8 protein-coding genes and 1 tRNA gene are annotated in these 14,506 nt (G+C 41.3%); 8 read left to right on the top strand and 1 reads right to left on the bottom strand.

Annotation, left to right across the window (positions count from 1 at the left end; all coding sequences use genetic code 11):
• Window positions 1–166: 166 nt before the first annotated feature.
• The 3 genes from gcvP (at window position 167) to ACX3PZ_RS10015 (ending at window position 5,431) form a co-directional block, all read left to right on the top strand.
• A complete protein-coding gene (gcvP, locus tag ACX3PZ_RS10025; RefSeq protein ID WP_459112695.1) occupies window positions 167–3,022 on the top strand; it encodes an aminomethyl-transferring glycine dehydrogenase in 2,856 nt (951 codons plus the stop codon).
• A gap of 70 nt (window positions 3,023–3,092) precedes the next feature.
• Window positions 3,093–4,448: a dGTP triphosphohydrolase gene (gene dgt, locus ACX3PZ_RS10020; protein WP_459112694.1), complete on the top strand. Its 1,356-nt coding sequence runs from the start codon at window positions 3,093–3,095 to the stop codon at window positions 4,446–4,448.
• Window positions 4,449–4,510: 62 nt separating this feature from the next.
• A complete protein-coding gene (locus ACX3PZ_RS10015; RefSeq protein WP_459084283.1) occupies window positions 4,511–5,431 on the top strand; it encodes an SPFH domain-containing protein in 921 nt (306 codons plus the stop codon).
• A 325-nt stretch (window positions 5,432–5,756) separates the two neighbouring features.
• Here ACX3PZ_RS10015 and ACX3PZ_RS10010 read toward each other — a convergent pair whose 3' ends face one another.
• On the bottom strand, window positions 5,757–7,442 hold the full coding sequence (locus ACX3PZ_RS10010) for an APC family permease (RefSeq protein ID WP_459112693.1): 1,686 nt from the start codon (window positions 7,440–7,442) through the stop codon (window positions 5,757–5,759).
• 245 nt (window positions 7,443–7,687) lie between these two features.
• Between ACX3PZ_RS10010 and ACX3PZ_RS10005 the strand changes: the two genes are divergently transcribed.
• The 5 genes from ACX3PZ_RS10005 (at window position 7,688) to ACX3PZ_RS09985 (ending at window position 14,292) form a co-directional block, all read left to right on the top strand.
• Window positions 7,688–10,648, top strand: a complete 2,961-nt coding sequence (locus ACX3PZ_RS10005) for a tetratricopeptide repeat protein (protein ID WP_459112692.1) — start codon at window positions 7,688–7,690, stop codon at window positions 10,646–10,648.
• 57 nt (window positions 10,649–10,705) lie between these two features.
• Window positions 10,706–12,490: a TonB-dependent receptor gene (locus ACX3PZ_RS10000; protein ID WP_459112691.1), complete on the top strand. Its 1,785-nt coding sequence runs from the start codon at window positions 10,706–10,708 to the stop codon at window positions 12,488–12,490.
• A gap of 17 nt (window positions 12,491–12,507) precedes the next feature.
• A tRNA-Arg gene (locus tag ACX3PZ_RS09995) sits at window positions 12,508–12,579 on the top strand.
• A 95-nt stretch (window positions 12,580–12,674) separates the two neighbouring features.
• Window positions 12,675–13,298, top strand: a complete 624-nt coding sequence (locus ACX3PZ_RS09990; protein WP_459084279.1) for a Crp/Fnr family transcriptional regulator — start codon at window positions 12,675–12,677, stop codon at window positions 13,296–13,298.
• 67 nt (window positions 13,299–13,365) lie between these two features.
• A complete protein-coding gene (locus tag ACX3PZ_RS09985) occupies window positions 13,366–14,292 on the top strand; it encodes an NAD-dependent epimerase/dehydratase family protein (protein WP_459112690.1) in 927 nt (308 codons plus the stop codon).
• Window positions 14,293–14,506: the final 214 nt, after the last annotated feature.

The following is a 14,506-nucleotide window of genomic DNA, read 5'->3' as shown; positions in this document are numbered from 1 at the left end:
AAAAGCAATGCTAGAATTCATTTTGCAAATATATATCTTTATTTAGAATAATTCCAAATAAATTTAAAGCTTTTTGAAACTTGAGTGCTTAGGAGTAGGTTGCTACAACCGACAAATTATTGTATTTTTACCATTCCATTTTTGAATCAATAAAATCTGATATAGTATGAATACACACGAGTTTGTGAACCGCCACATTTCCATCAATGAGGCTGACCAAAAAGCCATGTTGGAGCGCATTGGAGCATCGGATCTGGAGACTTTAGTCTCTCAAACCATTCCCGATTCCATTCGTTTGCAGAGTCCCCTTAATATCACACCGGCCTTAAGTGAATACGAGATGCTTGAGCATTCGAAAGAACTAGCCATGAAGAATAGTGATTTTGCCAATTACATTGGTTTTGGGTATCACGATACGCTTTTACCTTCTGCTGTGAAAAGAAATGTATTTGAAAATCCTTCTTGGTATACGGCCTATACTCCGTACCAAGCCGAGATCGCACAAGGAAGATTGGAAGCCCTTTTAAATTACCAAACCGTGGTGTGCAGCCTTACGGGCTTTGAGCTTGCGAACGCATCTCTACTAGATGAGTCGACTGCAGCCGCGGAAGCGATGCACATGTTTTTTGAGAGTCGTACCAAAGCTCAAAAAAAAGGAGCGAATAAATTTCTTGTCTCTGACTTGGTTCTACCTCAAACCCTTGCCGTTCTTTCTACAAAAGCGGAAGGTCTTGAAATTGAACTCGTCGTAGGAGATCATGCTTCGCATGAGCTAGACGAAACTTATTTTGGTGTGCTCTTACAATACCCAGGGAAAAACGGGATTGTACTTGATTATACTAACGATATTACTCGATATAAAGAACTAGACCTTCAAGTCGCTGTGGCTTGTGACCCGCTAGCGCTTGTGAAATTAAAATCACCCGCGACCATGGGAGCCGATTGCGCCGTAGGAACTTCTCAGAGATTTGGGATTCCGATGGGGTATGGGGGTCCCCATGCTGCCTTTTTCGCTTGTAAAGAGGACTATAAACGTGTGATTCCAGGTCGTATCATTGGAGTCTCCCAAGATGCACAGGGAAATAGAGCACTTCGTATGGCGCTCCAAACCCGAGAGCAGCACATTAAAAGAGAAAGAGCTACTTCTAATATTTGCACCGCGCAAGTACTCCTAGCTGTGATGGCGGGAATGTATGCGGTGTACCACGGTCCAAAAGGTTTAGGCTTTATTGCGGATCAAATTCATTTTAAAACCAATGCGCTTTCCAATGCTTTGCAGGTTTTAGGATACGACGTAGAAGAAGAACCTGTATTTGATACTGTAAAAATTACACTTTCTGAGGACGAAAAAGCCCAATTGAAACTTCGCATGACGGAGCGCAAAATCAATTTGAATTATTTCACCCCGGGAATTGTAAGTATGTCACTGAACGAAGGAACCACCTTAGCCAAGCTAAATAATTTGGTGGAAGCTTTTGCTCAGTTTAAGGGAAAACAGGCCTTTGAATTGGTGTTGAAATCCGATTACACAATCCCTGCAGACCTACTTAGAACTGACGCGATTCTCTCGGAAGAAGTGTTTAACTCCTACCATACCGAAACAGAACTCATGCGCTATATTAAGCGTCTAGAAAGAAAGGATTTATCGCTGACACATTCCATGATATCTCTTGGATCGTGCACCATGAAATTAAATGCTGCTACTCAAATGCTTCCTCTTTCTTGGGGAGAATGGGGGAATATTCATCCCTTCGTTCCAGTAGAACAGGCCCAAGGATACCAAGAAATGATTGCAGAACTTGAAAAAGACCTTTCTGAAATCACAGGATTTGCGGCGACCTCTCTACAGCCAAATTCAGGAGCGCAAGGAGAGTACTCTGGACTAATGGTCATTCGAGCGTACCACATTTCAAGAGGAGATTCCCACCGCCATATTGCACTAATTCCACAATCGGCGCACGGGACCAATCCTGCTTCTGCTGTTTTAGCCGGAATGAAAGTGGTCGTGGTGAAAAACTTAGAAAATGGTGAAATCGATAGCGAAGATTTAAAAGCGAAGGCAGAACTGCATAAAGAAAATCTTGCAGCGGCCATGATTACCTACCCATCGACTTATGGATTCTTTGATGAAAACATCAAAGAGATTATCCAAATTATCCATGACAATGGAGGACAAGTTTATATGGATGGAGCCAACATGAATGCGCAAGTAGGATTTACTAGCCCAGGTCATATTGGGGCGGATGTATGCCATTTAAACCTACACAAAACCTTCGCCATTCCACACGGAGGCGGTGGCCCAGGGGTAGGACCTATTTGTGTAGCGAAGCACCTTGCTCCTTTTTTACCGACCAATGCGAATGTAAGAACAGGGGGAAGTCAGGCGCTCAAAGGAATTTCTGCAGCTCCTTACGGTTCTTCCTTGGTACTTAATATATCCTATGCGTACATTAAGATGTTAGGAACCAAAGGTCTAGAGCTTTCTACGCAATATGCTATTTTAAATGCAAACTACTTGAAAGAAGTTCTTGCCGAGCATTATCCGATCCTTTACCAAAACGATAAAGGCCGCGTCGCCCATGAATGCATTGTAGATTTTAGACAATACAAGCCGCTAGGCATCGAAGTAGCAGACATTGCAAAACGACTTATGGATTATGGTTTCCATGCTCCTACTGTATCATTCCCCGTAGCCGGAACTCTTATGATTGAACCTACGGAATCGGAAAGCAAAGCCGAAATTGACCGTTTCGCGGAAGCTTTAATTGCCATTAAATCCGAAATTGAAGAAATTGCTAGCGGAGAAGCGGACAAAGAAAACAACGTACTTAAAAATGCACCGCATACGGAGCAGGTGGTAATTTCGGATGCATGGGATCGCCCCTACAGCCGTGAAAAAGCTGCCTATCCATTGGATTGGGTACGAGACCACAAGTTCTTTGCCACGGTCTCTCGAGTGGACGAAGCGTATGGGGACCGGAATTTAATTTGTACTTGTGAGCCCATAGAAGCTTATATGTAAAACCTACCCATATTCGAATGTTTTTAAAAGAATTCCTGGATTAACCTCCAGGAATTCTTATTTTTGGAGTATGCGATTAAACCAAATCTACAGCCATCAACGAACCGGGAACCAAGGTGGGCTTCCGGGGAATCGAAACGATTTTCAACGAGATTACGATCGGATCATATTCTCCTCTGCTTTTCGTCGTTTACAAAATAAGACTCAAGTTTTCCCATTGCCCGGTAGTGTGTTTGTACACAATCGATTAACCCATTCCCTTGAGGTCTCCACAGTAGGAAGAAGTTTAGGAGCCATGGCAGGAGAATTTATCGTCGATCGGTATGCAAAGGATCTAAACTTGAATGCCAAGGACTTCTACCTTCACAATTTAAGTCAAGTCGTGAGCTCAGCCTGTCTTTGCCACGATGTGGGGAACCCTGCCTTTGGGCATTCCGGCGAAGATGCCATTGCGAGTTATTTCCAACGAAACGAGTCCTGTTTAAAGCAAAGGTTTACGCTTGAAGAATGGGGGGATTTTGTAAACTTTGAAGGCAATGCAAATGCGATGCGGGTTCTTACCCACCAGCAAACCGGAAAGGACAAAGGAGGGACGCAATTAACGCACACGACCTTAGCATCCATTGCAAAATATCCTTGTGAATCCTTAGGGAAAGCGAAGGGAAGTTTGCATCAGAAGAAATTTGGATTTTTTCAAAATGAAAAAGAAACTTTTGAGCAAATCGCTTTAAGTGTGAGTCTTCCCCAGCAAAGTAGGGATCCGCTTATTTACAAACGTCATCCCTTTGTATGGCTTGTGGAAGCAGCCGATGACATTTGCTATAATATCATTGATATGGAGGACGCTCACCGATTGAAAATCGTATCCACAAGTGACATTGAAGGACTCTTTATGGAGTTAATCCGTTCCGAGAATCCCAATACCCTTCGAGTCGAGGCCAAATTGCAAGTTCTCTCGAACGACAATGAACGAATTTCGTATTTAAGAGCCAAGGTCATTAATGCGCTTATCAACAAAGCCATTCAGAATTACAAAAATCATTTTGAACCGATTTTAGAGGGTAACCTCAGCATGGCGCTAATGGACACGTACAAAAAGGAGAACAAGGCCTTTCAAGAAATTGAATCCTTCTCCATTGAAAAAATATATGGACATCGCTCCGTGGTGGAGATCGAGAATGCGGGCTACAATGTCATGTATGAACTCTTAGATCATTTTGTTCCTCCGATTCTTAAAACCCGACAGGAGCGCAAATCCTATGAGAAAAAAGCGATCGAACTACTGCCTACTCAATTTTTATACGAAGAGGGAAGTGATTATCAAAAAGTCCTAGGGGTGGTGGATTTCATTTCCGGAATGACCGATAATTTCGCAACGGATCTGTACCGGAAAATTAAAGGGATAGAAATTGGAATGAGTGTTTAGAATTTCATAGAATTTACCTATCTTTAAACACCGATTTTAATAAAAAATAAAATAATTTAACTATGCCTATACTTGGAATTCTAGGGTTTATTGCCCTGTTAATTTTGTTTGCTTCTTTCTTCATTGTGAAGCAACAAACCGCCGCGATTGTCGAACGTTTTGGAAAACTACAAAGCGTGCGTCATGCAGGTTTTCATTTGAAAATCCCAATGATTGATCAAATTTCAAGACGAGTCAGTCTTCGGATCCAACAGCTTGATGTCATTATCGATACCAAGACTTTAGACAACGTATTTGTGAAAATGAAAGTATCCGTACAATACCAAGTGATTAAAGAACAAGTAGCGGATTCCTTCTATAAACTTGAATACCCAGAAGGACAGATTACCTCCTACGTATTTGACGTAGTGAGAGCAGAAGTGCCGAAAATGAAACTAGACGATGTATTCGTTCGAAAAGACGACGTGGCCATTGCAGTGAAAAGCGAATTGCAAGAAGCGATGCAAAGCTATGGATACGATATCATCAAAGCTCTAGTGACGGACATCGACCCTGACGAACAGGTTAAACATGCGATGAACCGTATCAATGCAGCAGAAAGAGAAAAAACAGCCGCTGAATACGAATCCGAAGCACAGAGAATTCGTATTGTAGCCGTTGCAAAAGCAGAAGCGGAAAGCAAGAAACTTCAAGGGCAAGGGATTGCAGACCAAAGACGTGAAATCGCCAAAGGTTTAAAAGAATCCGTGGAGATGTTGAACAATGTGAATATTAATGCCGCAGAAGCTTCGGCACTGATTGTGGTAACCCAGCATTATGACACGCTAAACTCAGTAGGTTCTAACAACCGAAGCAATTTGGTTTTACTACCGAATTCCCCAACGGCGGCAAGCAACATGCTAAACGATTTAGTCGTTTCAATGGCTGCGACGCAGCAGTTTTCGGATCTAGACAAAGCTCCTTACCCAGAAGCGAAAAAGTAATTCGGAATTTCACCCGTAAGCAAATTTGCAACAGGCCGTCTCGATTGAACATCGAGACGGCTTTTTGATAGAGGAGAAGAATTTGGATTCTTGTTGCTAAAATGGGAAAACATTTAGCGGATAAGGACATCGTAGGTTCCAGAGTGCCAATCTTTAGATAGAAACAGAAAGAGCAGGGGTATCGTAGGGTTTGAAGAAAGTGAGACGTCTTTAGGACGCCTACTCTTACGTGTCATAGGTAGGATGGATCCCATACAATCCTAAAGAAAAAGACCACAAAGTGCAATGTTCTTTCCTTTGTGGTCTTTTTTTTGGTGTTTGAATGCTATTTCAAATCGCCATTCATTTCTTTCTCAAGCTTGCTGTTTTTCATTCCGAAACAGAAATAGATAATAAGCCCGATAGCGAACCAAATCGCAAACCAGAACCAATTGTCATGGGTCATCCCCGTAAGTAGATAAAGACAAGAAGTAAGCCCTAGCAAGGGGATTAGATTGAGTTCTTTTACAATAGAGAGAACGGCAAGTACGGAAGTTACCACAAGGAATATGCATAGAGACATATTGAATTCTCCATCGATTGGATCGCTCCAGTTGAGTAAATTATGGAAAAATTGAGGTTGCCAGTAATAAAAGCCAAGTACACATACTACAAATAAAGGAGTAAAGATGTACTTAGAACTGACAAATGGCAAATGAAATCTGCCTTTGATTTTTTCCTTTCTCGGCATCAGTAAAATCCCTCCGTTGACTAAAATGAAAGCGAAAATGGTTCCAATACTAGTAAAATCTAAAATGAAGGATTTATCGGTGAAAAGAATGGGTACCCCAACCGCAATTCCGGTTGCAATCGTAGCAAAAGAAGGGGTTTTGTATTTCGGGTGAATGGTAGCAAAACTCTTTGGCAAAAGCCCGTCTCTACTCATGGCATACCATATTCTAGGTTGTCCCATTTGGAATACTAATAATACGGCAGTTATGGCAATAATGGCGGTAATGGCGACTGTGAATTCCATCCAAGGTATGTTCGCATTTTGAGGTGCAAAGATAAAGGAGAGCGGATCGCCTACTCCTTCGAACTTGCGGTAATCCACCATTCCGGTGAGAATTAATGTCAGGGCGATATAAACCAAGGTACTTGCCACGAGCGAAATAATCATCCCCCTAGGTAAGTTTTTTTGCGGGTTCTTGGTTTCTTCCGATAGTACACTAAGGGCATCAAATCCAATGTATGCGAAGAAGACTCCTGACACGGCGGCCATTACGCCCGTGAACCCATTCGGCATAAAATTGGAAACTCCTTGCGAATCTATAGGGGTCCAATTGTCCGTATTGATAAAGGTAACACCTACTGCAATAATAAGTACAATCACCGCTAGTTTTAAGATCACTAGTAAATTGTTGAAATTCTTACTTTCTTTAATTCCAATGTAGACAAGGGCTGTAATCAATATATTAATCACGATAGCTGGAATGTCCACAATAAATTTGAAACCAAAAAATTCGGGTGCTGAATTCCATGCGTTCAGTAAACCTGCATGTTCAGAGCCTCTCTCCACCGCTTTCATGGCCTCAGGATAAGAGGTGGCAAGGTAGTCAGGAAAGTAGATACCAATGCTTTCTAAAAAACTCGTAAAGTAATCACTCCAAGAAAAGGCAACGTAGATATTTCCAAAAGAATATTCCATGATTAGGGCCCAACCAATGATCCAAGCAATCAGTTCTCCGAAACTAGCATAAGCGTAGGTGTAGGCACTTCCTGCGGTAGGAATCCGGCTCGCGAACTCCGCATAGGAGAGGGCTGTGAATGCACAAGCAATTCCACAGATGACATAAAGAGTGATGACACCAGGTCCTCCGCGAAAGATGGCTTCCCCTAAACTGCTAAAACTTCCTGCACCAATAATGGCAGCTAAACCAAAAAAGACAATGTCCCACATGCCCAGGACTCGATTTAGGTTGGTACTCTTGTCTTCTGGGTTGTATTTTTTTCTTCTGAAAAGTTGACTCATAGTTTAGTTTAAAAAGCAAATGTAAGTAAAATTGTTTTTTTCGAAATGTAAAATAGGCGTTTCCTTTATTTTCTTTTTATAAATCAATCTTTATTGCTGATTTGGTAAGCCGCAATTAAAAGCTCGCATATGTATTGAAAGTGATTCAGTTATCCACATCTTAACAATAAGTTAAAAAGTTGTATATACAATAAGTTTTCGATAATTTCGTTGATTAAATGTTATTAACTTTCTTTCAAAATACAATGGGTACCAATAAAATTATTCTTTCTGCGGCAGTTGTTTTTTCAGGCATTGCCTATGCACAACAGTCGCAATACTATACACCAAAAGAACAGTACCGCTATGATTTGGCTGAAAATCTGTATCAGACTAAAATCTACAATGCCTCTCAGTTTGAATATGCAAGGCAGTATTTTTATAACCAGCAGCTAAGCCGAAGTCAAAAAGAGGCTTCTCAATTCTTTGACAACGTGATTGGTGTTATGTTAGAGAAGAGCTACGCAGAGAAGGGGCTAGAAGCTTTTATGAAAGAGTACCCAAATTCAGCTTATTTTGCGCAGGCCAATTTGCCTCTAGCCGATTATTATCTGGCACAAAAGGACTTTGCCACTGCACTGGAAACCCTGCAAAAGGTGAATCAGTATCAACTCTCCAAGGAGGAAAACGCAGAGTATATACTAAAACTAGGGTACGCCAAGTTTATGACGGGTGACACCGCTGGGGCCTTAGAAGCATTAGAAGAAGTCTATGCTCAATCGCCAGGGGAGACCAGAGGTCAAGTTGCCTACATGCTAGGGCATCTGTATTATTCGGAAAATCAAAATGAAAATGCATTCCATTATTTTGATTCCATTAAAGAAGATCCACAGTTAGGATCCCTCGTAAGACCTTATTATGTTCAGCTTTATTTCAATAACAAACAATACGACCAGGCCATTGAGGAGGGACGCTCTCTTTTAGATTCTAGTATATCGGAATCTTATAAAATGGAAGTGCATAAAATAATTGGAGAAAGTTATTTCATGAAGGGGGAGTATGCTGAGGCTTTTCCTCATTTAAAGATCTACCTTGATTCTCAAGGCAATCCCTCGGAGAGTGATTTGTACGAGATGGGTTTTGTAAGCGCTGAGGCCGGACGTTACCAGGAGGCCGTAAGCTATTACAATCGCCTGATTAACTCTAATTCTGCGTTGGCTCAAAATGCCTACTATCAATTAGGAAACGCGTATTTGCAAACCGAAGCGAAGAAAGAAGCACTTTCTGCTTTTCGTTCTGCCTACCAAATGACTTACGATCCCAAGGTACAAAAGCTCTCCCATGAGCAATACGCAAAATTAAGTTACGATTTGGGAAACCCTTTTGAGGCGCCACCCAAAGTAATTCAGAACTATATTGATTTGTATCCTCAGGATGCAAGTACCGTTGAAATGGAGAAATTACTTGTCAAGTCCTACCTCTATTCCGGAAGTTTTAAAGAAACCCTATCCGCAATCGACAAACTTCCGAACTCGACACCTGAAATTGATAAAGTAGACCAGGAAGTTTCCTATATGTTAGGAACCGAAGAATTTAACAAGGGGAATTTAGACCAGGCGGAGGCTTATTTTCTACGAAGCTTAGAATTTCATCTAAATCCTGAATTTAGAAATCGAGCATTGTACTGGCTCGCACAAACCTATTACCAAAAAGGAAATTATCCCTCGGCGATTGTTCGTTTTGAAAGTTTAGCTTCCGAGAGTTTTCCCGAAAAATCGCAATTAGAGTATGACCTTGGATATGCTTATTTTAAATCTGGGAACTTTGAAAAAGCGCAAGAGCATTTTAAAAATTACTTAAAGGATCCAAGCGAGGCCTTTAAAAACGATGCGGAACTAAGACTAGCAGACACCTACTATGCAAACAATCAATTAAACGAAGCGATTGCGCTGTACGATAAGACGACCAATGCAAATGATTATACCCTGTTTCAAAAGGGAATGGCACTTGGATTTAAAGGAGACTCGGTCGGGAAAATTGCGGCCCTAAGTTCTCTTACGTCTACCTATCCTGATTCTGATTACGCGGACGATGCACTTTACGAAATTGCAGTGGCCCATGCTTCAAATGAGGAGTTTGGAAAATCAAATGAATTTTTCAATCGGGTGATTAAACAAAGTGCAGATCCTGATTTGGTAGCGAATGCTTCTATCTATCTTGCGCAAAACGAGATGGATCAAGGAAAAGATGCAGAGGCCCTCAATCGATTAAAATCCCTAGCAGAGCGATACAAAGATACCTCGTACGCAGATAAAATTGTTTTGGTGTCTAGACCTCTCTTTATTGAAAAAGGAGATGTGGAAGGATACCAGAATTTTGCTCGTATGATTGGAGTCAATTTAAATGCCTCTGATCTTGACGATGCAACCCTTGGCTCTGCGCGCGGATTCTATAGCCAGAAAGACTATAAGAAAGCCATTCCACTTTATGAAAGTTATTTAACCAAAAACCCTTCCGGTGCGCCACGTTACCAAGCGCAATTTGAATTAGGCGATAGTTTCTATCGCTCTGGCCAGGAGGCCAAATCCCTTGTGGTTCTGCAAGAGGTAGCTGAGGTTCAAAACGATTACCAAGGGGAGGCTCAAACTAGAATTGCTCAAATTTATTTAGCACAAGGCAATACGCAGGAGGCGAAGATTTACTTAGAGGCTCTAGCGAAATCGTCTAATGTGAATTTGAAGGATTTTGCGAATGTGCAACTTATGAATTTGTATGCAAAACAAAACGACCTTTCAAAAGCGCAAACCTACGCAGCCCTTGTGCTTCAAAACACGAAAAACTCGGCCTCCGTACTAGAAAGTGCAAAAGTAATTAGTGCTAGAGCGCAACTTCAGAGTGGAAAAGACGGACAGGCCAAATCGGCTTATGCCTCTTTAGAGCGCTCGTCAAATGCGAGTGTGGCCGCTGAGGCTCTTTATGCAAAAGCATACTATCAGAACAAGGAGAAAAGCTACAAGTCCTCCAATGAAACGATCTTTAAGCTAGCCAATAATTATGCATCCGAAGAGTATTGGGGGGCAAAAGCCCTCGTGGTTATGGCTAAAAATTACATCGGTTTAAAGGATAACTACCAAGCAAGTTACACACTGGATCAAATTATTGCCAACTATAAGGATTTCCCAGACGTTGTGGCTGAGGCGAAAGAGACCAAAAAACAAATTAAATAGAGAATTTGATTGCCTTGAATTAGGAAATTACAATCGCATAACGGATTTACTTTTAAAATGAATAAATACACTCATAAACTAATAGTACTCGGGCTTTTTGTTAGCTCTGTATCAGTCTTTGCTCAAATTCAAGAAGAGCGTTTGGTCCTAGAGAAAAAACGTGAGCCAGAGGTGAAGAAGATCGAGAAAAAGAAAACATCGGTTGAAACCATTAAAAATTATCCCCCTGAAGAAAAATCAGCAGTTCCGGTAAAGTACGATATCACGAACGTGCCCGCTTCTTCGGATTTTCAAACCTCGACCATTGCGGGATCCGACATTGCTCCAGACTTTCAGGCGGATAAACAGGCCAATTATTTCCGGGTAGGATATGGCAATTATTCTAAATTTTTAGCCGATGGAGCCCTCTCCACGAAAATTGAAGACAATTTGGAACTAGGTGCGGATCTACACTTTTTATCCACAGGTGGGCTTAAAAAGGACTATGCTTGGAGTTCTAAACAAAGTGCGGCAAGCGTAGGAGCGTATTTGAACTCCTACGGAGAAAAAGGAAAATTAAACATCAATGCCAATTTTGCGCTTGATGATTACAATTTGTACGGAATTTATGCAATGGAACCGGCCAGTTCGGTAGACCTTCAACAAAAAGTGACGGAATTTAAAGTGAATGGGTACTATGACTTTTATTCGAATGAAATTTTAAACGATGTAAGAGTGAAATCTTCTTTTCTTTCCGATCATTTTGATGCGAAAGAATCGCAAGTTTCCCTCGCCGCCAATCTCTCCAAGCATGGAGTTAGTTTGCCCATTAGCGATCTCGTGATGAATGCAGACCTAGGAGTGGGACTAGAGTCTTTGAATTCTGAGTTTTCTCTTCTCAACCAAAATCGTAGCCAATTCTTGAATTTTGAATTAAGTCCAGAGGTAACTTTTAGAAAAGGAGAATCGTATTTGAGAGTAGGTTCTGGTTTTTCTTTCCTCAGCTCTAAATATAACAATCAAATGGCTGTAGCAAGAGAAACTTCGAACCAGACCTATTGGTTTCCCAAAGCTGAACTTCTACTCGCTGCAAGTCCAGAATTTAAATTTTATGCAGGTGTTGACGGAGGATTAGAGCTTAACTCTTATAGTGAGATGCTAAGCGAAAATCCATTCCTTGTCTCGGACCAATTGGTTAGACCGACCGAAACGAAATACCATTTTTATTTTGGTTTGAAAGGAGATCTTGATCAACAATTTAAATACGATTTAAATGGGGGATTTGGGAAAGTAAATGATCTAATGTTCTTTGGAGCAAATTCTATTTTTGACTCAAACGACACGCTTAATCGTAGCGCATACAACTATGCCAATACGTTCTCGGCTTTGTATGATAGCGGTACACTTAGTACAGTAAACGCAAGTGTTTCCTATTTTCCACTTGCGAACTTAGCACTTGATGCTGAGGTGAACTATGAAAGTTATGATTTAGACAATTACAGTGAGGTCTACAATAAGCCTTTGGTGAAAGCCTCCATAGGAGCACAGTACACCATGCTGGATAAAAAACTGCACCTAGGTTTTAAAGGAATTTTTGCTTCTCAAAGAACCACAAACTCGTTTAATATCTCCCCTGTGCTTAATCCGGACGTTCCAGGTTCTACGGTTCTAAGTTCCACTGAAAATACTAACGATAAGGTGAAAGGCTATGGAGATTTAAATCTATCGGCAGAATACAAAATTCATAAAAATTTCAGTATTTTTGCGCTCGGAAATAATCTTCTTAGCAGTAAGTACGAAACCTTTAAAGGATATAAAGTACTGGGCGCCCAAGTGGTAGGAGGTGTGAAAATCACATTCTAATAGCGGTTGGTTTTTCGGGGCCCATAGTTTAATGGATAGAATTAAAGATTCCGGTTCTTTAGGTTGAGGTTCGATTCCTCATGGGCCTACTTAAACCCCCTATATAAGGGGGTTTTCTTATGTCTAACCCCGAAATCTCCAAAAACAGTCGTGTTAAATTCAGTGGCTAGGAAGGTCAAAGGGTATGGCACAAGTTCCCCCCATTTTTATTGTACATTTGTATATGGATCAATTTATTCGGACTCTCAGTTCTTACGCTACTATTCCTAGGGAAGAGGCAGAGAGATTCTATTCGATTTTCAGAGTGGAAAAGTATAAAAAGAATACCTTATTACTAAGTGCGGGTAAAGTCTCCCATGAGGTATTTCTTGTCCAGAAAGGAGGTTTACGGCAGTTTTTCACTAACGAGAAAGGTACCGTAAAGACGTGCAATTTTACTTTTGAGGGTGAATTTGTGACGGATCTTGAGAGTTTTGCCAATAAGACTCTTTCAACAACTAACATTATTGCGCTAGAACCGACCGAATGCCTTGTGGTAAGCTGTCAAGACTTGACCCGATATTTATCAAATTCTCCATCTGTCACTGTGTTTTTTAATTCTCTTGTCGAAAAAACAGCCATGGTTAATATAAGACGCATTCAATCCTTGATATCCCTATCACCCGAAGAACAGCTGGGTGAATTGCTCCAAGAACGACCACAACTCTTGCAACGGGTACCCCAACGTTATGTAGCTGAATACTTAGGTGTCGCGCCAGAAAGCCTGAGCAGGATCAGAAAGCGGATCTTGACATCTCCAAAGTCTTAACCCAAATCATCATTTTTGAGATTGCTTCTCTCTATTTTTGTAAGGTAAACAAAAATAGAGAAGAGTTATGGTACAGGTTGTATTAGGCGCAGGAGGAAGTATAGGTAAACTACTTGCGAAAGAATTAAAAAAGTATACAGAAAAGGTTAGATTAGTCTCCCGGAATCCAGAGCAGGTAAACCTTGACGATGAGGTAGTTTCTGCAGATCTAAGAGATGCGGATGCTGTGGAGGAAGTACTGGCTGGCGCGAAAGTCGCCTATTTGGTTGTAGGGCTGAAGTACGATAGCCGAGTATGGAGAAGAGATTGGCCCCTAATCATCCAAAATGTAGTCAATGCTTGTGTGAAAATGGGGACTAAATTGGTGTTTTTCGACAACGTATACATGTACGATAAAAATGCAGTTCCAAATATGACCGAAAATAGCCTTGTGGTACCACCCTCTAAGAAGGGAACTGTACGGATGGAAGTGGCTCGGCATATCATGGAAGCGGTGGCGAATAGAAACCTTAGTGCACTAATCGCCAGAAGCGCCGATTTCTACGGGCCAGAATCCAAGAATGGCCTATTAAATATATTGGTTCTAAATGCGGTGGCAAAAGGCAAAAAGGCAAGTTGGCAGTCCGATTCGCATAAAGTCCATTCGTTTACTTACATACCTGACGCTGCTAGGGCCACTGCCATGCTAGGCAATACGGAGAGTGCTTACGGGCAGATCTGGCACCTGCCAACTTCCTCAGAACGGTTCACCGGACATCAACTTATGGCATTGGCATACGGTATCAAAAAACGCAGAACCTCTTACCGAGTTCTAACTCCTTTTGTGCTATCTCTGGGCGGGTTGTTTGACAGATCCATACGTGAGCTGAAGGAAATGCAGTATCAAAATGATCAGGATTACTACTTCGACAGCGACAAATTCTGTACGGCCTTTGCCTTTACTCCGACAAAGTACCAGGAGGGTATAACTCAGACACTGGAAAGGATATTGTAATCTTGAAACTTTAGGCCATCATACGGCAATTTGAACTCTTGTAAGGTATTACTTACATCGAGGGATGTCGACCGTTCACTATTAAATATAGGATAACGGTTTGCTTGAGCTTCGGCTATTGAAGTGAAAAGACATCAAATTCCATCCTCTCAACCTTCAATTAAAAGTTAAATTTCATTAAAGATTATAATATTATAGCAAGATAGGCAAACGA

This window comes from Chryseobacterium sp. A321, assembly GCF_054489265.1.
Note: the sequence above shows the minus strand (reverse complement) of the source record. Positions and strands in the feature narration are given on the sequence as shown.

What these genes read in the sequence shown, in the direction of transcription:
- gcvP (WP_459112695.1), top strand. Translation starts at nt 167, where the DNA reads ATGAATACACACGAGTTTGTGAACCGCCACATTTCCATCAATGAGGCT.
- dgt (WP_459112694.1), top strand. Translation starts at nt 3,093, where the DNA reads ATGCGATTAAACCAAATCTACAGCCATCAACGAACCGGGAACCAAGGT.
- ACX3PZ_RS10015 (WP_459084283.1), top strand. Translation starts at nt 4,511, where the DNA reads ATGCCTATACTTGGAATTCTAGGGTTTATTGCCCTGTTAATTTTGTTT.
- ACX3PZ_RS10010 (WP_459112693.1), bottom strand. Translation starts at nt 7,442, where the DNA reads ATGAGTCAACTTTTCAGAAGAAAAAAATACAACCCAGAAGACAAGAGT.
- ACX3PZ_RS10005 (WP_459112692.1), top strand. Translation starts at nt 7,688, where the DNA reads ATGGGTACCAATAAAATTATTCTTTCTGCGGCAGTTGTTTTTTCAGGC.
- ACX3PZ_RS10000 (WP_459112691.1), top strand. Translation starts at nt 10,706, where the DNA reads ATGAATAAATACACTCATAAACTAATAGTACTCGGGCTTTTTGTTAGC.
- ACX3PZ_RS09990 (WP_459084279.1), top strand. Translation starts at nt 12,675, where the DNA reads ATGGCACAAGTTCCCCCCATTTTTATTGTACATTTGTATATGGATCAA.
- ACX3PZ_RS09985 (WP_459112690.1), top strand. Translation starts at nt 13,366, where the DNA reads ATGGTACAGGTTGTATTAGGCGCAGGAGGAAGTATAGGTAAACTACTT.